Source organism: Erythrobacter sp., from assembly GCF_035194505.1.
Taxonomy (GTDB): Bacteria; Pseudomonadota; Alphaproteobacteria; order Sphingomonadales; family Sphingomonadaceae; genus Erythrobacter.
The window spans coordinates 3,048,617-3,068,956 of record NZ_CP136573.1; the positions used below are offsets into that span (position 1 = coordinate 3,048,617).

General features: G+C 66.1%; 17 protein-coding genes. 4 read left to right on the top strand and 13 right to left on the bottom strand.

Annotated elements, in window-relative coordinates:
* Positions 1 to 121: 121 nt before the first annotated feature.
* Complete coding sequence (locus RSE14_RS14635; protein WP_324074908.1) at positions 122 to 1,330, bottom strand: BaiN/RdsA family NAD(P)/FAD-dependent oxidoreductase; 1,209 nt, start codon at positions 1,328 to 1,330, stop codon at positions 122 to 124.
* Entirely contained in the window at positions 1,317 to 2,639 is a 1,323-nt protein-coding gene (locus RSE14_RS14640; RefSeq protein WP_324074910.1) for an APC family permease, read from the bottom strand. Before RSE14_RS14640 ends, RSE14_RS14635 begins: the two co-directional genes overlap by 14 nt.
* Before the next feature lie 88 nt (positions 2,640 to 2,727).
* On the opposite strand from RSE14_RS14640, the gene uvrC reads away from it, so the two are divergent.
* Positions 2,728 to 4,689, top strand: coding sequence for an excinuclease ABC subunit UvrC (gene uvrC, locus RSE14_RS14645; protein ID WP_324074912.1), 1,962 nt, complete (start codon positions 2,728 to 2,730; stop codon positions 4,687 to 4,689).
* A 33-nt stretch (positions 4,690 to 4,722) separates the two neighbouring features.
* Here uvrC and RSE14_RS14650 read toward each other — a convergent pair whose 3' ends face one another.
* The 3 genes from RSE14_RS14650 to RSE14_RS14660 form a co-directional block, all read right to left on the bottom strand.
* Positions 4,723 to 5,625, bottom strand: a complete 903-nt coding sequence (locus RSE14_RS14650) for an OmpA family protein (protein ID WP_324074915.1) — start codon at positions 5,623 to 5,625, stop codon at positions 4,723 to 4,725.
* Between the two features lie 190 nt (positions 5,626 to 5,815).
* On the bottom strand, positions 5,816 to 7,639 hold the full coding sequence (locus RSE14_RS14655) for a DUF885 domain-containing protein (protein WP_324074917.1): 1,824 nt from the start codon (positions 7,637 to 7,639) through the stop codon (positions 5,816 to 5,818).
* Positions 7,640 to 7,740: 101 nt separating this feature from the next.
* Entirely contained in the window at positions 7,741 to 9,240 is a 1,500-nt protein-coding gene (locus tag RSE14_RS14660) for a carotenoid oxygenase family protein (RefSeq protein WP_324074919.1), read from the bottom strand.
* A 130-nt stretch (positions 9,241 to 9,370) separates the two neighbouring features.
* On the opposite strand from RSE14_RS14660, the gene RSE14_RS14665 reads away from it, so the two are divergent.
* The gene (locus RSE14_RS14665) at positions 9,371 to 10,189 is read left to right on the top strand and encodes a universal stress protein (RefSeq protein WP_324074923.1); all 819 of its coding nucleotides are present in this window, start codon (positions 9,371 to 9,373) and stop codon (positions 10,187 to 10,189) included.
* A 245-nt stretch (positions 10,190 to 10,434) separates the two neighbouring features.
* On the opposite strand, the gene RSE14_RS14670 is transcribed toward RSE14_RS14665, so the two are convergent.
* The 8 genes from RSE14_RS14670 to hisG form a co-directional block, all read right to left on the bottom strand.
* The gene (locus tag RSE14_RS14670; protein ID WP_324074925.1) at positions 10,435 to 11,352 is read right to left on the bottom strand and encodes an acyl-CoA thioesterase; all 918 of its coding nucleotides are present in this window, start codon (positions 11,350 to 11,352) and stop codon (positions 10,435 to 10,437) included.
* 22 nt (positions 11,353 to 11,374) lie between these two features.
* On the bottom strand, positions 11,375 to 12,253 hold the full coding sequence (locus RSE14_RS14675; protein ID WP_324074927.1) for a cupin-like domain-containing protein: 879 nt from the start codon (positions 12,251 to 12,253) through the stop codon (positions 11,375 to 11,377).
* Positions 12,250 to 13,407, bottom strand: a complete 1,158-nt coding sequence (locus tag RSE14_RS14680) for a GNAT family N-acetyltransferase (protein ID WP_324074929.1) — start codon at positions 13,405 to 13,407, stop codon at positions 12,250 to 12,252. Before RSE14_RS14680 ends, RSE14_RS14675 begins: the two co-directional genes overlap by 4 nt.
* Before the next feature lie 213 nt (positions 13,408 to 13,620).
* A complete protein-coding gene (locus RSE14_RS14685; protein WP_324074931.1) occupies positions 13,621 to 15,786 on the bottom strand; it encodes a sodium-translocating pyrophosphatase in 2,166 nt (721 codons plus the stop codon).
* 184 nt (positions 15,787 to 15,970) lie between these two features.
* Complete coding sequence (gene thiL, locus RSE14_RS14690) at positions 15,971 to 16,828, bottom strand: thiamine-phosphate kinase (protein ID WP_324074933.1); 858 nt, start codon at positions 16,826 to 16,828, stop codon at positions 15,971 to 15,973.
* Positions 16,829 to 16,841: 13 nt separating this feature from the next.
* Positions 16,842 to 17,312, bottom strand: a complete 471-nt coding sequence (nusB, locus tag RSE14_RS14695; RefSeq protein WP_324074934.1) for a transcription antitermination factor NusB — start codon at positions 17,310 to 17,312, stop codon at positions 16,842 to 16,844.
* Complete coding sequence (hisD, locus tag RSE14_RS14700) at positions 17,309 to 18,604, bottom strand: histidinol dehydrogenase (protein WP_324074936.1); 1,296 nt, start codon at positions 18,602 to 18,604, stop codon at positions 17,309 to 17,311. Before hisD ends, nusB begins: the two co-directional genes overlap by 4 nt.
* Positions 18,601 to 19,293: an ATP phosphoribosyltransferase gene (gene hisG / locus RSE14_RS14705; protein ID WP_324074938.1), complete on the bottom strand. Its 693-nt coding sequence runs from the start codon at positions 19,291 to 19,293 to the stop codon at positions 18,601 to 18,603. The genes hisD and hisG overlap by 4 nt, the downstream gene beginning before the upstream one ends.
* A gap of 39 nt (positions 19,294 to 19,332) precedes the next feature.
* Between hisG and RSE14_RS14710 the strand changes: the two genes are divergently transcribed.
* Both RSE14_RS14710 and RSE14_RS14715 read left to right on the top strand, forming a co-directional pair.
* Positions 19,333 to 19,680 carry a hypothetical protein gene (locus RSE14_RS14710; RefSeq protein WP_324074940.1) on the top strand — a complete coding sequence of 116 codons (348 nt, stop codon included), beginning with the start codon at positions 19,333 to 19,335 and terminating at the stop codon, positions 19,678 to 19,680.
* Positions 19,601 to 20,272 carry an outer membrane protein gene (locus RSE14_RS14715; protein WP_324074942.1) on the top strand — a complete coding sequence of 224 codons (672 nt, stop codon included), beginning with the start codon at positions 19,601 to 19,603 and terminating at the stop codon, positions 20,270 to 20,272. Before RSE14_RS14710 ends, RSE14_RS14715 begins: the two co-directional genes overlap by 80 nt.
* Positions 20,273 to 20,340 lie beyond the last annotated feature (68 nt).

Consider the following 20,340-nt stretch of genomic DNA (forward strand, 5'->3'; position numbering starts at 1 on the left):
GTGGTGAGGCGGCTTCGGCCCGTTTTCGGGCTCTGGAACAAGGGCTAGGCGCTTGGCCCGCGCAAAGCAACCTGACGCGAACGGCAGGAATTGCCGTGAGGGAAGGTTGTGCGTAACAATGTTACGCGTGGAGGCTCTCCGCCACTGCCTCTGCTGCGGCATACCCGCTCGCCCAGGCCCATTGGAAGTTATAGCCGCCCAGCCATCCGGTCACATCCACCGCCTCGCCGATGGCATAGAGGCCGGGGACTTTCGCCGCTTCCATCGTGCGGCTGGAAAGCTCCGCCGTCGCGATCCCGCCGGCGGTGACTTCCGCCTTGGCGTAGCCTTCGGTGCCATTGGGGGAAAAGCGCCAGTCGGCCAGCTTCGCCTGTGCCGCACGCAGGTCCTTGTCGGAGCAATTGCCAAGCTCTCGCTCGATAGCCAGCCGGTCCGCCAGCGCATCGGCCAGCCTGTCAGGCAGACGCTCGCGCAACAGCGAGCGCAGGTGCGTTCGCGGGCGATCTCGCTTGGCTTCCAGCAGCCAGTCGCTGGCCGCCTCGGGGAGGAAGGTGATGCCGATCGGCTCGCCGTGCCGCCAGTAGGACGAGACTTGCAGGATCGCGGGGCCGGACAGGCCCTTGTGGGTGAACAGCGCGGCTTCGGCGAATTCCGCCTTGCGCTTGTCGGCCCCCGCGCGCGCCAGCACCGGCGCGGCGACGCCTGACAGCTCGCGGAACAGCACATCCTCGCCCCCCAGCGTCAGCGGGACGAGGGCAGGGCGGGGCTCGACCACCTTGAGGCCGAACTGGCGGGCGAGGCCATAGGCAAAGTCGCTTGCGCCCATCTTGGGGATCGAGGGGCCTCCGGTGGCGATCACCAGCGCAGGGGCCTGCCATGAGCGGCCATCGGCGGCGGCGACGGTGAACTGGCCTTCAGCCGAGCGTGCGACGCTGGCGATATCGACCCCGCAGGTGAGGGTCACGCGCTCGGGCGGACATTCCTCCAGCAGCATATCGACGATCTGGCGCGCAGAGCCGTCGCAGAACAATTGCCCCAGCGTCTTTTCATGCCACGCGATCCCGTAGCGTTCGACCAGCGCGATGAAGTCTGCGGGGGTGTAGCGGGCCAGCGCACTCTTGGCGAAATGCGGGTTGGCGGAGAGATAATTGGCCGGCCCTGCGCCCAGATTGGTGAAGTTGCAGCGCCCGCCGCCGGATATGAGGATCTTCTTGCCCGGCGCCTCGCCCTTCTCCAGCAGCGCGACCTTGAGCCCGCGCTGCCCCGCCTGCCCCGCACAGAACAGCCCGGCCGCACCTGCGCCGAGGATGATGACGTCATGCTGATCCATCGCGCGCAGTTGGCCGCTTGTGGGCGGCTTGTCCAGCCGGTGCGATGCCGCGCCGGGCGAGGAAATAGAGGCCGCAGCCCACCGCCAGCATCAGCGCGAGGATGCGGTAGGCCTCGCCCGAGGCCTGGCTCGCCACCCACAAGGTCGTGATTACAGCCAGCACAGCGATCGGCAGGTGCCAGGCAGGCGAAGGGCTCGTCTCGCGCCGGTTGAGCACCGGCAGGGCAAGAGCGGTGAGCAGATAGGTGATCAGCCGTGACAATGTGCTCGCCACCGCGAGCGTTGCGAAACCGGCCGAAAGGCTGAAGCCGACCGCCACCGCGCCGAAGAACAGGATCGACACGTCCGGCGTGAGGAAGCGCCGCGAGATGTGTCCGAAGACCGACGGCAGCAGGCCGCTTTCGGCCATGCCGTAGGTCATGCGCGGAATAACGATCCCGCCGCCCAGCGTGTTGCCCGCGATCGAGAACACTGCGGCGACCGCGAGCGCGATCGCTCCGGCAGGCCCGGCCAGCACCTGCGCGGCGGCGGCGAGGGCGTTTTCCCCCTCTCCGGAGACAGGGCCGACCGCGAGATAGGCCCAGATCACCAGCATGTAGAACAGTGTGACTGCCACGAGCGTCACCATCAGCGCCCTTGGAATGGTGCGGCGCGGGTCCTTTGTCTCGCCCGCCGCGAAGGTCGCATTCTCGAAGGCGGTGTAGGCATAGAAGGACAAGAGCACCACACTCTCGAGATCGCCGAATTCGGGCAGGGCGAAGCCGATGGCCGGATCGCGCGTGGCAAGGCCGAGGATGACGAGGCCGATCAGGGGCACGAGCTTGCCGGTGGTGATCACCCCGAGCACGCCCACCGAGGCCCGCATCCCGACAAGATTGATCGCGGTGATCGCGATGATGAAACCGGCCGCCGCGGCGGTCTTGAGGAGCGGGTCGGCCAGCACCGGAAACAGCACCGCGAGATAGGCGATGGCGACGTGCGAATTGGCCGCGACCGACACCACGCCCGAGGCGTAGCGCGACCAGCCGGCCTGAAAGCCAAGGAACGGACCGAATGCCTGCGTCGCATAGAGCACCGGCCCGCCATGCGCCTCGAAGCGCCCTGCCAGCGCGGCAAAGACCAGCGCGATCGGCAGCACCAGCAGCGCGCCGACCAGCATCATCCACGGCGCGAAACTGCCCACCCCGGTGACAAGCAAGGCCGGCAGGGCGAAGATAGCGGCACCGATCATGCCATTGACCGGCAGCAGCGCCGCACCCCAGAAGCCGACCGTCCGCGGCAGTTCCGCCTGATTTTCGATGATTTGCACACCCCCCGGCTGCTTTTGCCCACCTTAGCCCGCCATCCGGCCAGCACAAGCTTTGCCAAATGCGCGCGGCTTTCCTATCTCCGCCGCCATGGCCAGAACTCCCGCAGGCACTCCCCATGATCCGCGAGGGGGCGATCGCTTCAACGAGGAGCGCGCCGCCTATACGGTCGCCAGTGCCCAGCCCGATCTGGAGGGCGGGGTGCAGGCGATCCGCGAGACGGTGAAGGTCTTGAAGCCCGTCCCCGGCGTCTACCGCATGCTCGATACCCGGGGCGAGGTGCTGTACGTGGGCAAGGCGCGCTCGCTGAAGGCCCGCGTTGCCAACTACACCCAGATCGCCCAGCTCTCCGGACGGCTCCAGCGGATGGTCAGCCAGACCCGTTCGATGGAGATCATCACCACCAATTCCGAGGCCGAGGCGCTGCTGCTGGAAGCGCAGCTGATCAAGCGGTTTCGCCCGCCCTTCAACGTGCTGCTGCGCGACGACAAGAGCTTCCCCTTCATCCTGCTGCGCGCCGACCATGCCTATCCGCGCATCCAGAAGCATCGCGGCGCGCGGCGGGCCAAGGGCAATTACTACGGGCCGTTTGCCAGCGCGGGGAGCGTCAACACCACATTGAATGCGCTGCAGAAGCTGTTCCTGCTGAGAAGCTGCACCGACAGCTTCTTCAACAATCGTGACCGGCCCTGCCTGCTCTACCAGATCAAGCGCTGCTCGGCGCCCTGCGTCGGCCGGATCGACGAGGGCGGCTATGACGCGCTGGTGCGGCAGGCGAAGGATTTCCTCTCGGGCAAATCGGGCGCGGTGCAGGCCGATCTCGAGCGGCAGATGGCCGAGGCGGCGGAGAACCTCGATTTCGAGACCGCCGCGATGCTGCGTGACCGGCTGCGCGCGGCGACCTTCATTCAGGGCTCGCAGGCGATCAATGCGCAAGGTTTGGGCGATGCCGATGTCTTCGCTCTCGCCGCCAAGAACGGGCAGATGAGCGTCCAGTCCTTCTTCATCCGCGGCGGGCAGAACTGGGGCCACCGCGCCCTGTTCCCGCGCCACACGGCCGATGTCGATGAGGCGCAGGTGCTGGCCGACGTCATGCTGCAATTCTACGAGGAAGTGCCGCCGCCGCCGACCATTCTGGTTGACCGCATCTTGCCCGAGGCAGAGCTGATCGAAGCGGCACTGAGCGAGCTTGCGGGCCGCAAGGTGCGGCTCTCTGTCCCCGAGCGCGGTGACCGGCGCAAGCTCATGGCGCAGGCCCAGCGCAATGCCGTGGAGGCACTGGAGCGGCGGCTGGCCGAGACCGGCACCAAGGCGCGCCTCAACCGCGAACTGGCCGAATTCCTCGATCTCGACGCAGCCCCGCAGCGGATCGAGATCTATGACAACAGCCATATCCAGGGCGCCAAGGCGGTCGGCGCGATGGTGGTCGCCGGGCCGGAGGGCTTCGAGAAGGGCCAGTATCGCAAGTTCAACATCCGCGAGGCGCAATCGAACGACGACTTCGCGATGATGCGCGAGGTGATGGCGCGGCGGTTCCGTAGTTTTGCGGAAGGCGAGGAGAACCCCGAGGCCAAGGCGGGCGGCCACGAGACCATCCTGCCCGATCTGATCCTGATCGACGGCGGCAAGGGCCAGCTCTCCAGCGTCATGGCGGTGCTGGAGGATATCGGCATTGCCAACGAGATCGCGGTGATCGGCATCGCCAAGGGGCCGCATCACGGGCGCGAGGGCCGCGAGGTGTTCCACTTCCCCGACGGGCGCGAGAAGATGCTTCCGGTGAATTCGCCGCTGCTGTTCCACTTGCAGAACCTGCGCGACGAGGTGCACCGCTATGTCATCGGCGCGCACCGGGCCAAGCGCTCGAAGGCGATCACCGCCTCACCGCTGGACGAGATCCCCGGCATCGGCCCGGCTCGCAAACGCGCGCTGCTGCTGCATTTCGGCACGGCATCAAAGGTCCGCGCGGCGGCGCTGGAGGATCTGCAGCGCGCGCCGGGGGTCAGCGCGACCGTGGCGCGCAAGGTCTATGACTTCTATCACGCGGGCGGGTGAGGGGCGCCGCCCGCGGCAGCGCCCGCCATCACCTCACTGCCCGTCGAGCGCCTTGCTCACCAGCACATTGACCGAAACGCGGCGGTTCTGCGCGCGGCCGGCGGCGGTGGTGTTGTCGGCGGCCGGATCGGCGGTCGCCATGCCGGTCGGCGTGAGCATCCGGTAGGGCTTCCAGCGGCACACCTGCTGCAAGTGATTTACCACGGCAGCGGCGCGCTTTTCCGACAGCGCCTGATTGAGGTCCTGCGAGCCGGTGGAATCGGTGTAGCCGAGCACCAGCATCAGCGAATTGTCATTGGCCTCGGCCTGCCGCGCCACATCGCACAATTCGAGCCGCGCGGAGGGCGAGATCACCGCCTTGCCGACTTCGAAATAGACGTTGGTGGTGCTCTTCAGGTTGTACTTGTCGATATCGCCGAGACGCCCGCGCAGGGCTTCGGTGGCGGCGGCGTTCTGCTGGATTGCGGCGCCCTGCTGGGCGAATTGCTGCGCGGTGCCGCCGCGGATCATCGCCGCGATCAGCCGGTCATCGCTGGTGAAGCGCACTTCGCTTGCCACCAGCCCGTCGCCATACTGGCGGGTGCGCACCTTGACCGGCAGGCCGTTCATGAGGACCGACTGGTCGAAGGTCTTGTTGCCGATGCCGAGGAAGCCGCCGCGGGTGCGGATTTCGGTATCGGGGTGAAGCGTCAGGATGGTGCTTGTGCCGTCCTCGGCGGTCACCTGCATGCGCTGGCCCTGGCGTGCGGAAATGATCCCCTCGAGGCGCGGGCCTTCGTTCATTTCGGTCATCGCGGGCAAATTGCCATAGACCGTGGTGAGCACCTCGTCATCGGCAGGAACCTGGGCCGAAAGGCCATGCGCACCCGGCAGGGCAAGTGCGGCAAGCAGCGCCAGCGTCCATGAGGCGCGGGTTGCGCGGGCGGGGGTGTGCATCAATCAAACTCCTGTGTTTCGGGCCAGCGATCCCTTGTGGTTCGGCCCTTATTGGCGTGTTGCCCACGCAGCGGTGTTCATCCCATCCTTGCTGACGGGTGAACACGCAAGCCCCGGCGGCCACAGGAGCGGGCAGCCGGAGCAAGGGATGCGGTGAGCCGAGTCCCGGACCCGGCGTCAAGCTGCGCGATCAGCGCGCGGATTGCTCCGCAATCCAGCGGTCGATCTTGGCTTCCAGCACCGCCAGCGGCAGGCCGCCGGTGTTCAGCACCTGCTCGTGGAAGGCCTTGATGTCGAACTTCTTGCCCAGCTTGAGTTCGGCCTTCTTGCGCAGCTGCTGGATGGTGAGCGCGCCGATCTTGTAGGCCACCGCTTGCCCGGGAATGGCGATGTAGCGATCGACCTCGGCAATCACCTCGGTGCGGGTCATGCCGGAATTGTCCATCATGAAGGCGATCGCCTGATCGCGGCTCCAGCCCTTGGCGTGGATGCCGGTATCGACCACCAGCCGCATCGCGCGCAGCTGTTCGTCCTGCAGCGTGCCGTAACGGTTCCACGGGTCCTTGTAGAAGCCCATCTCGTTGCCCAGCGTTTCGGCATAGAGCGCCCAGCCTTCCACGAAAGCCGTGGTGCCGCCGTAGCGCATGAAGGCGGGCAGGGCCTCGTTCTCCTGCGCAAGGCTGATCTGGAAGTGGTGCCCCGGCGCGCCTTCGTGCAGGTAGAGCGTGACATTGCCCGGCGTCAGGCGGCTCGGCAGATCATAGGCGTTGAAATAGAACACGCCCGGACGGCTGCCGTCAGCCGTGCCCGACTGGTAGGAGCCGCCGGCTTCGAACTGTTCGGTCGAAGGATCATAGGGGCGGATTTCCAGCGGCGCCTTGGGCAGCAGCGAGAAATAGTCGCCGATCTTGGCGTCGACCTGCTTGCCGATGTCGTAATAGGACTGGGTCAGCGCCTCGCGGGTCTTGGGCTGGAACTTGGGATCGGTGCGGACATAGTCGAAGAACTGGGTGAGGGTGCCCTTGACCTTCACCTCGCGCTGAAGCTTCACGAGCTCCGCCTTGATGCGCGCCACTTCCGACAGGCCGAGCTGGTGGATCTGTTCCGGTGTCATCGGCAGGGTGGTCGAATCCTCGACCAGCAGGGCATAGAGCTTGTCGCCGCCCTTCATCTGGGCAAGGCCGATGCTCTCGCGTGCGGCGGGCAGATATTCGTCGCGCAGGAAGTCGCGCAGGCGCGTGTTGGCGGCATAGAGCGCGCGGGTCTTGGCTTCGTAGGCGGCCGTCAGCCGCGCCTTGTCGGCGTCGGAGAACTCCGCCGGGAATTCCTGCACCGGTCCCATGAACTGCGATTCCGCAAGCGGCAGGGCCAGCTGCGTATCGAGCTGGGTGACCATGATGCCGACCGTCAGCTTGGTCTCCAGCACGCCGGTCGCCATGCCTTCGCGGAACTTGGCGATCGCCCGGTCGACGAAGACGATGTAGTCATCGTGCCGCTTCAGGTTGTCCTCGTAATTGGCGAGGGTCTTGAACGGGGCGACGCCCTTGCCGCTGGCAAAGCTGGGGTAGAAGGTGTGCAGCCCGAAGAAGTGATTGAGCGGGCGCACTTCGGTGAGCGCGCGCATCTCGTCCGTCGCGCCGGCCAGCGCGCGTTCCTCGGTATATTTGAACACATCGTAGGCGAGCTGGTCGGTCTCGTTCAGCTTGCTGCGGTCGATCTGCGCCAGCAGCGCGAGGTTGAGCTGGGTGTCGGTGCGCGCGGCGAGGAAGGCGGAATCGGTCAGGAGATCGCCGAGCCGGTCGGCCTTCTCGTCCTCGCCGCGGAACAGGCGGCTCAAGGGGTTGAGCGCCAGCTCGCGCGCGTCGGCATCATCGAACAGGGCGAAGAGCTTGTCGTGCTCGGTCTGCACACTGGCCGTGGTCGCGGGAGCATCCTGCGGCGCGCTTTCGGCCAGCGCAGGGGTGGCGACGAGCAGAGCCGCGGTCGAAGCGGCAAGAACAAGGCGAAGTTTCATCGGTACACCCCCGGCGATCGGATCAATCGCGGGGCGCTAGGCCTGTCCCTCGGTGAGCGCAAGCGCGCGGGCGACGAGCGGGCAAGCCGCTTCGACCGGTGTCATGCCGCTGCGTTCATGCGGCTCCGGTGGAAGGCGGCATCCTTGCGCAACTGATCATGCTCGACCCATACCGAATGGGTGCCCGAACAGATCTTGTGCGGCAGGGCGAGGCGGCAGATCGGGCCCTTTGTGACGTCGGAAGCGTCGAGGATCGCGCACTGCGAGGTGCCGGTGTTCTCGTCGATCAGGAAGGTGACCAGATAGCCATCGTCCTCCGAAGTCGCGCCCTTGCGCGGGATCATCGGGCTTTCGCTGGCATAGACGCCCTCGGGAAGGCGGTAGACCTGCTCTTCGCCGGTCTCGGTATCGTGGCGGACATAGCCGTTGAACAGGAACCAGCCGGGCCGCGTGGTGGTCGACCAGACGTAGCGGCTCTTCTTCATCGCATAGGCCGGGTTGATCATCCCGAATTCGACGATCTTGTCGTCGAGGCGCTCCTCGCGGGTCTCGCCGGTCTTGAGGTTGAAGCGCCAGCGGTGGAGGCGGGACTGGAAGCTGTGCTCGTCCACGTAAGCCATCATGTGGCTGTAGCGGCCCATTTCCTCCAGCGGATCGGGCATGGGCTTGGCCTGATGATAGCCTTCGAGGATGACTTCATCGCCTACCTCCCACGCGTTCGTCCAGTGGAGCACATAGGTCGGCGCGGCCTCGAACCAGCGGATGTCGGCTGCGCTGCCGTGGCGCGGGATCAGGGCAAAGCGGGTCGGCACGCCGTCGTGCAGGCGGGCGGCGTGGATGTTGCGATCGAGCAGCTCCTCGTCCCAGAACAGCGGCATGTCGTTGAGGATCGACCAGTTTTTCGTGATCGCCATGTCATGCGGCAGGCGCGGCCCCGGCAGCGGCACGGGGGTGTAGTGCACCAGCGCTCCGGTGCGATCCACCACGCCGTAATGCATGAAAGGCGCGTGCTTGGAGTAGTTGAAGAACATCAGCTCGCCGGTCTCCTCGTCCACCTTGGGGTGGGCCGAGATGCCATCGAGCGGCACCCATGGCGCCTTGCCGCGACTGCCGAGGGTGGCCGGGTCGAGCATCCATGCCTCGCCGCACTGGTAGAGCGTCGCATAGGCCATACCGGCGTGGACGATGATATCGGTGCTGCCGGTATCCTTGAGCCCGCCATGCGCGCCGAAGCCCGGGCGCTTCGACGTGCCCCACGGGTCCATCAGCCCGCCCCACAGCGATTGCCCCGCGATCTGTTCGGCCTCGAAGCAATGGGTGCGCACGAAACGATTGCGATAGCTCGCCTTGCCGCCCGAAATGTTCACCTGATGGATCATCGCATCGCCATCGAAGGGATGGTGGCGGCCCAGCGGCTGGTGCACCTGGTTTTCGGTGTTGCGCAGGTAGATGCCGTCAATATCGGGCGGGATCGCGCCTTCCAGCACGGTCAGCTCGGCCACATCGACTTCCTCGTGGAGCGGCGTCCATGGCCCCGTCAGATAGGGGTGGTTCGACGGTTCGAGCGTGGTCTTCACCGGCGGGTGGCGCGTGATCTGCATGGGTTCCTCTCCCTCGGTCCGGAAGATGAACCGCGCGCGCGCCGCTGGCAAGGGCCCGCAAATTTGATCGCGGTCAAAGCGGCGCGGGCAGCATGGGCGCAAGCTTGCGCTCATCAGTGGGAGAACAGTCATGAAATCGATTCTGCTTCACGTCGATCACGACGCCGCCTTCAATGCCCGCCTGCAAGTCGCGCTCGATATGGCGCGGGCCACGGGCGCGCACATCACCTGCCTGCAGGCGATCAATTACGAGATCTTCGCGCCCGGCGACTTCTACGGCTCGGCGATCGCGGCGGCGATGCCGGTGATCAAGGAGAGCGCCGAGCAGCTGCGCGCGCAGATCGAGGCGCGGCTGGCGGGCGAGGATGTCGCGTGGGATTGGCGGTTCCTCTACGGGATGAGCATCAATCGCCTGCTGGAACATTCGCCGCTCGCCGATGTGGTGATCGTCGGCCCGGCGGATATCGGCTTTGACGGACACGGGCCTTCCTCGCTGGTGGGCGATCTGGTGCTGCGTTCGCCCGTGCCGGTGCTGGTGGTGCCGGGCGATGCGAAGGGCTTCGATGTCACCGCGCCGGTGATGGTGGCGTGGAACGGCTCGGCCGAGGCCGCTCATGCGCTGCGCGCTGCCGTCCCGCTGCTGGCCGCGGCGGGCAAGGTATGGCTGGTGAGCATTGCCGAGGCCTCCGACAAGAAGCCGCGCTTTGACTTTCCCGCGCTCGAAGGCGCGCAATATCTCAGCCGCCACGGCATCGCCTGCGAGGTGGTGGAGGTGCCGCGCGGCGAGGCGAAGATCGGCGACACGCTGTTCTCCGCCGCGCAGATGCGGGGCTGCGGGCTGATGGTGATGGGCGCCTATGGCCATTCGCGGCTGGCAGAGATGCTGCTGGGCGGCGTCACCCGCCAGATGCTGAGCGAGCCGCAGATGCCGATTTTGCTGGCGCATTGATTGTTCCGCACGCCCTCCGGCGTGCGAAATCCTCGCTCATGCGGCCTGAAGGCCGCGTCGCTGCGGGCGCGCGTTCGCGCTTGCGGCCCGTCCTGCGGCGGGCCGAAACAGCGCCCTAGAGCACGGTTTGCGTATGCCTCTTGTCCGGCGGGTGAAGCCTCGCTGCAAGGCCGACTGGCCGCCCGCAGCGACGCGCCCGTAGGGCGTGTGAGCGAGGATTTCGCAGCCCGGATGGGCTGCGGACCTCAAGAACGTCTCCGCATCATGCCTTCCTGCGCGACGCTCGCTACCAGCTCGCCGGCAAGGTTGAAGATCCGCCCGCGATTGAAGCCGCGACCGCCGCCGCTCCACGGCGCGTCGGTGGCGTAGAGCAGCCATTCGTCCGCCCGCGCATCGCGGTGGAACCAGATCGCGTGATCGAGGCTCGCGCCGACCAGCTCGTTCCGCATCCAGCTGAGGCCATGTGGCAAGGCGCTGGTGCCGAGCAGGGTGTAGTCGCTCGCATAGGTGATGATCGCGCGGTGGAGGGCCGGCGTGTCATCCGCACCGGTGATCGGGGCGGCAACGCGGAACCACGTATGCGCGCGCGGCTCGCGCGGTTCGCGGCTCATCCAGTGCAGTCGGTCGATGGTGCGCATCTCGATCGGACGCGGGCGCAGCATCATGCGGCGCTGGGTCTCGGAGAGCTTGTCCCCCCACTGCGCGGCGATCTCGCGGCGCAGCTCCATGTCGGGGCGCAGATCATCGGGACGCGCTACATCGGGCATGGGGGAATCGATGTGTTCGAGGCCCTCTTCGGGCTGCTGGAAACTGGCGGTGAGATTGAGGATCGGCACCGCGATCCCCTCCTCGTTCTCCTGCGCCGCGACCACGCGGCGGTTGGCGAAGCTGCGCCCGTCGAAGTCGCGTTCGATGCGGTACTGGATGGCCGCACCCTCGCGCCCGCCGCGCAGGAAATAGGCGTGGAGCGAGTGGGCGCGCTTGCCATCGGTGACGGTCGCCTGTGCCGCCTGCAAGGCTTGCGCAAGCACCTGCCCGCCGAACACCCGCCCGATGCCATCGGACTGCGGCGGTCCGGCATAGACGTCGGCAGCGCGTTTCTCGACGGTGAGCAGGCGGATGAGGCCGGCGACCAGTTCTTCGTTGGTGGGCGTGTCAGTCATGGCACAAGGCCATGCGTTCGCCTTACGAACCCGTCAAGCCAAGCTTGCGCAGCGCCCGGAAAGCATAGGCTTTCGCATAGTTCTGGTGCGGGAAGCGGCCCGGGGCCTTGGGCGAAAGGCCGCGTTCGCGCAGCATCGCATTGAGGATGCGCGCGTCGCTCTCGCGGTAGGACCATTCCGAGCGCCAGGTGATCGACAGCGAGACCGAGGGGGCGGGGCCGTTCTTCACGAAATGCGGCGCCATCACCGGCACGAACAGCGCCTCGCCGGGGCTGAGCGGGAATTCGGTGCCGTGGGCAAGGAAGCTCTCGTCCCAGTGCAATTCGCGCGGGCCGCCCGAATGGTAGGTCTCGTGCGCTTCATCCGGCACGAAGCGGGTGTCGCCTGCGGGAAACTGGGTCATCACCTTGGTGCCCCGGATCTGGAGCAGGATATTGTGCTCCGGATCGAAGTGATAGGGCGTGACCGAGTTCGGCGAGGAGACGAAGATGAAGCCCTGGGGGGTCAGCATCGCGCCGGTCGCGGCCTCGATCTCGGGGCGGATTTCCTCCAGCAGGCCCAGCAGCAGGTCTTCATAGGCCGGCACCTGTTCGATGTTCTTGAGCACGGCCCAGCTTTGCGCCTCGGCAACCTTGCGGATGGTCTCGGCGATGGTCAGGCCGTTCGAGCCCGGCTTGCCATCGACCCCGATCGGCAGATCGCCGCGGTTGTATTCGACGCTGCGGATCGGCAGCTTTTCGGCCAGCTGCGCCAGCGCCTCGATCTCCAGCAGCGGGTGGCTGGTGAGGGTGTGGGCAAGGATATGGGGCCGCTCCGGATAATGCGCGGCAAAGCGCGCGCGGGCGGGCGTGTCGAAAACGGGCGCGGCGAGCGCGTCGGTGAAATGGGCAGGGGCGTTCATGATGAGCTCCTCGAACGTGTCTCATAGGCCATCAACAGGCGGAAAGCGGCGCGGCGCAGCGGGCCGCCGATGGCGATGTTGCAGCCCGTCATGCGGCGCTTGTCCCGCCACAGGCGTTCGATCATCGGGTGGCCTTCGGCGGCGCAGCTATCGGCCCAGCGGATATCGGGCCGTTCCAGCAGCGCGAGATTTTCGAGCTGCAGCAGCATGCCGGGCGAAAAGCGCGCGTAATCCTCGTCGAAGGCGGTCTTGAAGCTGTAGGCCCCGGGCGGCGTGATGAAATTGACGAGCATGGCGATCGCCCGCCCGTCGAGCCTGAGGGCAAGCCGTTCGAGCCGACCGGCCGCCGCAGCCCCCGCCAGCGATTGTTCGAACAGCGCGCGCGTATCGGGCGCGCTGGCGAGGGCGGAGCCGGCCTCGCCCTTCCATCCGGCCGCTTCGAGCGCGAGGAACTCGGCGGTCCACGCCGCCAGGTTTTCGTCAGCCTCCAGCCGTTCGAAAGCGAGCACGCCTTCTTCGGCGAGGCGCGTGTGCTGGCGGCGCAATTCCTTGCGCTTCTTGGCGCTCATCGCGGCTTCGAGATAGGCCGCCGCACTGGTCTCGCCCGTCAGCAGCGCGCGGCTTTCCTCCCCGACAGCGTAGTGGGCGCGGTCCTGTTCGTGCAGCACCCGTCCGAGCGCGGCCTCGACCGGCCCTTCGGCGGGCAGCAGCGGCAGATGCAGGAACAGGGCGCGGCGGGCGGAGCGGTCGAAATGGGCAAGGAGCGCGCGCCAGAACTCGTCCTCCAGCCCCGCCATCACCAGCGGCACCCCGCAAAAGGCATTGGGATGGTCCCATCCGGTCGCATGGGTGACGATGTGGCTGTAATATTTGGCGCTGCGCAGGATCGGCATGAGGCCGGCAAGGCGGCCCTCGTGGAACCACGCCTTGATCACCACGCGCTGCGACGAGCCCCATTGCTCCAGTGCGGGCAGCAGGAACCACGGCTCAAAGAAGGGATTGGGCTCGGCGGCAAGGTTCACCAACCCGTCCCACGCGGACCGGAAGGCGGGATCGGCCAGTTCGGCAGGTGCAAGCAGGCGCATCTCGCTGCGCGCTGGCGCCGCCGCGCTGCCGGGCGAGCCGCCGGTGCGAAAGCTGTTCGCACGTGCCATGTCCATGATGCCGTTAACCCCGTCCTGCCGCGCTTTTCGGCGCGTTCCGCGGGGGTGATGGCACACAGCGATTAAGAAAGCCTCAGCGCGGGCGGGGCCTGTCCGATGCGGGGACAGGGGCACGGGCAAAGATAAACCCCGCCGGAATTGCTCCCGGCGGGGTTGAGTCTTTTGCGGCCCTACCGCTTCGCTACTTGAGGGCCTCGATGAGGATCAGGCCGCACCATGCGCCAGCGCGGCCAGCAGCAGCAGCGCGACGATGTTGGTGATCTTGATCATCGGGTTCACGGCCGGGCCGGCGGTGTCCTTGTAAGGATCGCCGACCGTATCGCCGGTCACCGCAGCCTTGTGGGCTTCCGAGCCCTTGCCGCCGTGATTGCCGTCTTCGATGTACTTCTTGGCATTGTCCCACGCGCCGCCGCCGGCCGTCATGGAAAGGGCCACGAACAGCCCGCCGACGATCACACCCAGCAGCAATGCGCCGAGTGCCGCAAAGCCGTTGTCCTGCCCTGCGATGCCGGTGATCACGAAGTAGACCACCACAGGCGCCAGCACCGGCAGCAGCGAGGGGATGATCATCTCCTTGATCGCTGCCTTGGTGACGAGGTCCACGGTGCGGGCATAGTCAGGCTTGGAAGTGCCTTCCATGATGCCCGGGTTTTCGCGGAACTGGTTGCGCACATCGACCACCACGTCGCCCGCCGCACGGCCGACCGCGGTCATGCCCATCGCGCCGAACAGGTAGGGCAGCAATGCGCCCAGCAGCAGGCCGACGATCACGTAGGGGTTTTCGAGGCTGAAATCCACGTTCGCATCGGGGAAGAAGGTCCGAAGGTCGGTGGTGTAGGCCGCGAACAGCACCAGCGCGCCAAGACCGGCGGAACCGATGGCATAGCCCTTGGTCACGGCCTTGGTGGTGTTGCCCACCGCATCGAGCAGGTCGGTCTTTTCGCGCACGCTATCGTCCAGACCCGCCATTTCGGCGATCCCGCCGGCATTGTCGGTGACCGGGCCATAGGCGTCGAGCGCCACGACCATGCCAGCCAGCGCCAGCATCGCGGTCGCCGCATAGGCAATCCCCATCAGCCCGGCGAGGCTGTAGGCGATGATGATGCCCGCAACGATCACCAGCGTCGGCAATGCGGTCGATTCCAGACTGATTGCGAGGCCCTGGATCACGTTGGTGCCGTGGCCCGTTTCCGAAGCCTTGGCGATCGAGCGCACCGGACGATACTTGGTGCCGGTGTAATACTCGGTGATCCAGATGATCAGGCCGGTGATGGCAAGACCGAGCAGGGCGCAGTAGAACAGGCTCATGCCGGTGAAGCCCGCCGTCGCAGCTGCCGCGACAACGGCTTCGCCGGTGGCCGGATTGATTTCCGCAACCGCCGCTTCGACAGCGCCGCCCAGCTGTGCGTTCATGTCGCCCAGCGCATAGGTCATCACGCCGTAGATCGCCGGGATCGAGGTGATCGCGGTGACGATGAAGCCCTTGTACATGGCCCCCATCACGTTGGTCCCGCCGCCCAGACGCACGAAATAGGTGCCGAGGATCGAGGTGACGATGCACACGCCGCCGATCAGCAGCGGCAGCGCCATCATCGGCAGCAGCAGATCGCCCAGATCGGTCAGCAGCAGCGCGGTCAGCACCATGGTGGCGCCGACGGTGACGACATAGGTCTCGAACAGGTCGGCCGCCATGCCGGCGCAGTCGCCGACATTGTCGCCCACGTTGTCCGCGATCACGGCCGGGTTGCGTGGGTCATCCTCGGGGATGCCCGCTTCGACCTTGCCGACAAGGTCCGCGCCCACGTCTGCCGCCTTGGTGAAGATCCCGCCGCCCAGACGTGCGAAGATCGAGATCAGCGAGGCGCCGAAGGCAAGACCGACGAGGCCGTCGATCACGCCGCGGCTCGACGGGGTGAGGCCCATCGGGCCAACCATGGTGTAGAAGAACACGGCAATCGCGAGCAGCGCGAGGCCGGCCACCAGCATGCCGGTGATCGCGCCCGCGCGGAAAGCGAGGGTGAGACCGGCCTGGAGGCCATGCGAGGCAGCTTCGGCGGTGCGCACGTTGGCGCGCACCGAGATGTTCATGCCGATATAGCCCGCCACGCCCGACAGCACCGCGCCGGTGACGAAGCCGATCGCGGCGGTCGTGCCGAGCGCGAAGGCGACGATGGCGGCCACGACCACGCCGACGATGGCGATGGTGGTGTACTGGCGGTTGAGGTAGGCTTGCGCGCCTTCCTGGATTGCGGCGGCGATTTCCTGCATCCGCGCATTGCCGGGGCTCGCGCTGAGCACCTGGCTACTGGTGATGATGCCGTAAACAATGGCAAGCACCCCCAGCCCAATTGAAATGAGCAATAGGTTCACGAGTTATCCCCTCTCGTCTTGTTATCCTCCCCGAAGGGAAGCCCCGCGCTCCTCTGAAATCCCGTGGGCGCAGGGGCGCTCAGTCATAGGGGCTGAGTGAGGGCTGACAAGCCTCGCAGGCGTGCAAAAACCCGCTTTCACGCCGGTTTCACCAGTTTTGGCAGGGGGACGTGGCGGCTGCGGCCTAGCCGTGGCGATATCCGAGCCGCACAGGATCGGCGAGCGGGGCTTCGTCGAGCAGCAGCGGGGCATGCCCGCGGGCTCTTACCGTGCCGATGCGGTGTGCGGGGACGGGCAGGGCGGTGCCGGCGGGCGCGGTGAACAGCAGTTCGTAATCATCCCCCCAGCGCACGCATTCATCGAGCCGGTCGCGATCGGCCACGGGCACAAGCGCACTCTCGATGGCGAGGGTCACGCCGCTGACCCAGCCCATGCGCCAGCAATCGAGCAGCAGCCCGTCGGAGATGTCCATCATCGCGCTGACCAGCGGAGCCAGCGCCATGCCTTCGGCGAGCCGCGGGACGGGGCGGTTGAAGGCTTCGAGATGATCGGGATCGCCTTCATAGCCCAGCATCGCCCGGCCGACGGGGCCGGTGATGTAGATCGCATCGCTCACCCCTGCGCCCTTGCGCGAGGGCACGGGCACATGGACCGCGCGGCCGATGGCAGTCATGCCGTAGGTGCTGGTGCCGGTGGTGGCGACCGTGTCCCCGCCCATCAGCGGCACATCATAGGCGGTCAGCCCTTGCTCCAGCCCTGCAAGAAAGCGCGCATCATCCATCCCGAGAGAATGGCCGAGCAGCACGCCCACCGGCTCTGCCCCCTTGGCGGCAAGATCGGAGAGATTGGCAGCCAGCAGCTTCCACGCGACGTCGGCCATGTCCGCATTCGAGCGGAAATGCGTGTCCTCGGCCATCATGTCATGGGTGATGACGAGCGTTTCGCTCCCGATCGCCAGCACCGCGCAGTCATCCTCAAGCCCGCGCGCTCCGGGATGGAGCGGCAGCTTGCGCAGAGCGGCGACGAATTCGGTCTCGTTCATGGTGGCAGGCGTTCTAGCCTGCGCGCGCCTCTTTGGCCACGGCATCGAGGATGCCGTTGACGAAGCGCGCCTGCCCGTCATCGAAGAACGCCTTGGCGACTTCGACATATTCGTTGATCGTCACCGCGGCGGGCACGTCGGCGCGGGCGAGCAGTTCGTAGGTGCCGGCGCGCAGCACCTGCAGCATCGCCTTGTCGAGCCGCGCAAGGGTCCAGCCGCTGGCGAGCTTGCCCGCCACCACCGCGTCGATCTCGTCGCGCCGCGCATCCACGCCGCGCACCACATCGTCGAAGAAGGGCACTTCGGCCTCGGCATATTCGGCCTCGTCGAAGGCATCCTCGTCGATCGTGCGGCCCAGCCGGTGCTGGTGGAATTCGTCGAGCAGCTTGGCGAGCGCGGTGCCTTCCATGTGCTGCTGGTAGAGCGCCTGCACGGCGGCAAGACGCGCGGCCGAACGGGCCTGCGAGCGGGCGGGGTGGTTCATTTGATTCTCAGTTCCACGGACTTGGCATGGGCGGGCAGACCCTCGGCATGGGCGAGGGTGGCGGCCGCGGGGCCGATGGTGTTGAAGGAGGCCGCATCAAGGCCAAGGAAGCTGGTGCGCTTCATGAAGTCGAGCACCGAGAGCCCGCTCGAAAAGCGTGCGCGGCGGCCGGTCGGCAAGACGTGATTGGGGCCAGCGACATAATCGCCCACCGCCTCGGGCGTCATGCGGCCAAGGAAGATGCTGCCCGCGTGGCGGATCGCCTTCAGGTAAGGCTCGGGATCGTCGACCGCGATCTCGACGTGCTCGGCAGCGAGCCGGTTGGCCAGCGCGGGGGCCTCGGCGAGCAGATCGTTGACGACGATCATCACCCCGTGCGCGTCCCACGATGCACGGGCAGTCTTGGCGGTCGAAAGCTGGGTGATCTGCAAGTCGATGCAATCCTCGACCTGCCGCGCGAAGCCCGCGTCATCGGTGATCAGGATCGATTGCGAAGTCGGGTCATGCTCGGCCTGCGAAAGCAGATCGGCGGCGATCCAGTCGGGATCGTTCTTTCCGTCCGCGATCACGAGGATCTCCGACGGGCCTGCGACCATGTCGATGCCGACCACGCCGTAAAGCTGGCGCTTGGCTTCGGCCACCCAGGCATTGCCCGGGCCGGTGATGACGTCGACCGGACGGATGCGCTTGGTGCCATAGGCGAGCGCGCCCACCGCCTGCGCCCCGCCGACACGCCAGATCTCGTCGACCCCGGCGATGTGCGCAGCGGCGAGCACCAGCGGGTTCGACTGGCCCTTGGGCGTCGGGGTGACCACCACCAGCCGCTCCACGCCCGCGACCCGCGCCGGAATGGCGTTCATCAGCAGCGAGGAAGGATAGGCCGCGCGCCCGCCCGGGACATAGAGGCCGGCGGCATCGACCGGCCGCCAGATCGCACCCAGCCGCACGCCCGCCGCGTCCACATAATCGCGGTCAGCCGGAAGCTGCGCCTCGTGATAGGCGCGGATGCGCGCGGCGGCGAGTTCCAGCGCCTCGCGCAGATCGGGGGCAAGTTCGTGATAGGCCTGTTCGCAGCGCTCGCGGGTGATCACCCAGTCGCTCTCGTCCACCAGCGCATAGCCATCGAAGCGCTGGGTATATTCCACCAGCGCCGCATCGCCCCGGCCTTTGACCGCCTGGAGGATGCCCGAGACCTGCCCTGCCACATCGCTGTCGGCCTCGCGCCGGGCATCGACGATGCGCGCGAACTTCGCAGCGAAATCGGGTTGGAGGGTGGAAAGGATCGGGGTCATTGCCCAGGACCCTCCAATCGCCGTGCCTCGGCATCGCGGCGGAAGGCATCGACCAGCGCGGCGACGCGCGGATCGGTCTTCAGAGCGGTGCGATTGACGATCAGGCGGGCGGAAATCTCGATGATCACATCGGTCTCGACCAGCCCGTTTTCCTTCAGCGTCTTGCCGGTCGAAACAAGGTCGACAATCTGCCGCGCAAGGCCGAGCGAGGGGGCCAGCTCCATCGCGCCGTTGAGCTTCACGCATTCGGCCTGCACGCCGGCCGCCTCGAAATGGCGGCGGGTGAGATTGGGGTATTTGGTGGCGACCCGCAGGTGGCTCGCGCCCTGCGGCTCGTCCCCGCCGTCCACCAGCCGGGCGACCGACAGGCGGCACAGCCCGATGCCGAGATCGACCGGCGCATAGAGATCGGCGTAGTCGAATTCCTCGATCACGTCCGAGCCGACAATGCCCACCTGCGCCGCGCCGTGGGCCACAAACGTCGCCACATCGAAGGCGCGCACACGGATGAGGCGCATGTCTGGGCGCAGGCAAGCGAAGGACAGCGCGCGGCTCTTGGGATCGTGGAACTCGGCATCCGGCTCCACCCCGGCGCGCGCCATCACCGGGAGCGCCTCGTCGAGGATGCGTCCCTTGGGAACAGCGAAGGTCAGCTGTCCGGGATTGTCGTGAAAGCCGCTTATGGTCATGATTGTCGGCGCACTTAGGGGCGGACAGGCAAAAGGGCAATGGAAATGGGCACCGCCAGCGCGCGGCAGGCTGCGATGATCGCAGCTGCGTTGGGCATTGGCAAATTCGGCCCAGAAACCGTGTCATTAAGTTTATTCTGTTCAAAAGATTTGAAAATATTATGTAATTTACCTGCTGTGGGGCATTTTTTGAGAATAATTATCAAAACAGTTTTTGATAATGATAAAATACAGGGGCAATCGTCAAGTTCTAGAATCATCCGGTCAGTTGAAGGAATGGCTCTTTCAATCGGCTTGGAGATCGGAAATGAACAAGATTGGGATTATCGCTGCGGCAGTTGCATGTATTTCTTCGCCTGCATTTGCACAGGATTCGTCCGATACTGAAAAGTGGGATGGATTTTATGCTGGTGTGCATGCCGGTGGATCGTGGATGTCCGGCGACATGACAGGCTTCACGCCATTCAACAGCTATCAGGGCTTTCCGGTGACGGATGCCAAGGACAGCAGTGAAGCAGGCGGTGTGCAGGTGGGTTACAACCACCAGATGGGAACCATCGGGCTCGGTGCCGAGGCGAGCTTCACCATCAACAACCTGCGCAAGGAAACCGACAGCAGTACTCCGGGTACGCTGTTCTGGCGCGACACCGAATTCAACGCGAGCATCGGCCCCCGAGTGACGGTCGCGACGCCTTCCTTTGCGCTTTATGGAAAGGGCGGATTGGCGATCGGCAAGTTCGAGGTTGGCCACAATCAGAACGGCAACCTCATCTCGAACGAACGCACGCTCTATGGCTACATGCTCGGCGTGGGGGCAGATTACGCGATCGGATCGAACCTTTCGATCGGCGTGCAGTATGAATATCAGGACTTCGGGGATGGCGAAATCTTCGTTCCCAGCCCCAACGGGTCCGAGATATTCATCGCACCCAACGCTGCGCTGCATCACCTCAAGGCAGTGGTGAATTACCGCTTCTAGTTGAGCGCAACTTGCAAGAGCCCCGCTTCTGCGCCGAAAGGCTTGGAGGCGGGGTTTTTTGCAATCCG

Bases quoted from the DNA above. Each gene is read 5' to 3' on its own strand.
- hisG (WP_324074938.1), bottom strand. From the start codon at position 19,293: ATGACCATAAGCGGCTTTCACGACAATCCCGGACAGCTGACCTTCGCT.
- hisD (WP_324074936.1), bottom strand. From the start codon at position 18,604: ATGACCCCGATCCTTTCCACCCTCCAACCCGATTTCGCTGCGAAGTTC.
- RSE14_RS14660 (WP_324074919.1), bottom strand. From the start codon at position 9,240: ATGCAGATCACGCGCCACCCGCCGGTGAAGACCACGCTCGAACCGTCG.
- RSE14_RS14680 (WP_324074929.1), bottom strand. From the start codon at position 13,407: ATGGCACGTGCGAACAGCTTTCGCACCGGCGGCTCGCCCGGCAGCGCG.
- RSE14_RS14675 (WP_324074927.1), bottom strand. From the start codon at position 12,253: ATGAACGCCCCTGCCCATTTCACCGACGCGCTCGCCGCGCCCGTTTTC.
- RSE14_RS14650 (WP_324074915.1), bottom strand. From the start codon at position 5,625: ATGCACACCCCCGCCCGCGCAACCCGCGCCTCATGGACGCTGGCGCTG.
- RSE14_RS14710 (WP_324074940.1), top strand. From the start codon at position 19,333: ATGGAAATGGGCACCGCCAGCGCGCGGCAGGCTGCGATGATCGCAGCT.
- nusB (WP_324074934.1), bottom strand. From the start codon at position 17,312: ATGAACCACCCCGCCCGCTCGCAGGCCCGTTCGGCCGCGCGTCTTGCC.
- RSE14_RS14715 (WP_324074942.1), top strand. From the start codon at position 19,601: ATGAACAAGATTGGGATTATCGCTGCGGCAGTTGCATGTATTTCTTCG.
- uvrC (WP_324074912.1), top strand. From the start codon at position 2,728: ATGGCCAGAACTCCCGCAGGCACTCCCCATGATCCGCGAGGGGGCGAT.
- RSE14_RS14670 (WP_324074925.1), bottom strand. From the start codon at position 11,352: ATGACTGACACGCCCACCAACGAAGAACTGGTCGCCGGCCTCATCCGC.
- RSE14_RS14665 (WP_324074923.1), top strand. From the start codon at position 9,371: ATGAAATCGATTCTGCTTCACGTCGATCACGACGCCGCCTTCAATGCC.
- RSE14_RS14655 (WP_324074917.1), bottom strand. From the start codon at position 7,639: ATGAAACTTCGCCTTGTTCTTGCCGCTTCGACCGCGGCTCTGCTCGTC.
- thiL (WP_324074933.1), bottom strand. From the start codon at position 16,828: ATGAACGAGACCGAATTCGTCGCCGCTCTGCGCAAGCTGCCGCTCCAT.
- RSE14_RS14635 (WP_324074908.1), bottom strand. From the start codon at position 1,330: ATGGATCAGCATGACGTCATCATCCTCGGCGCAGGTGCGGCCGGGCTG.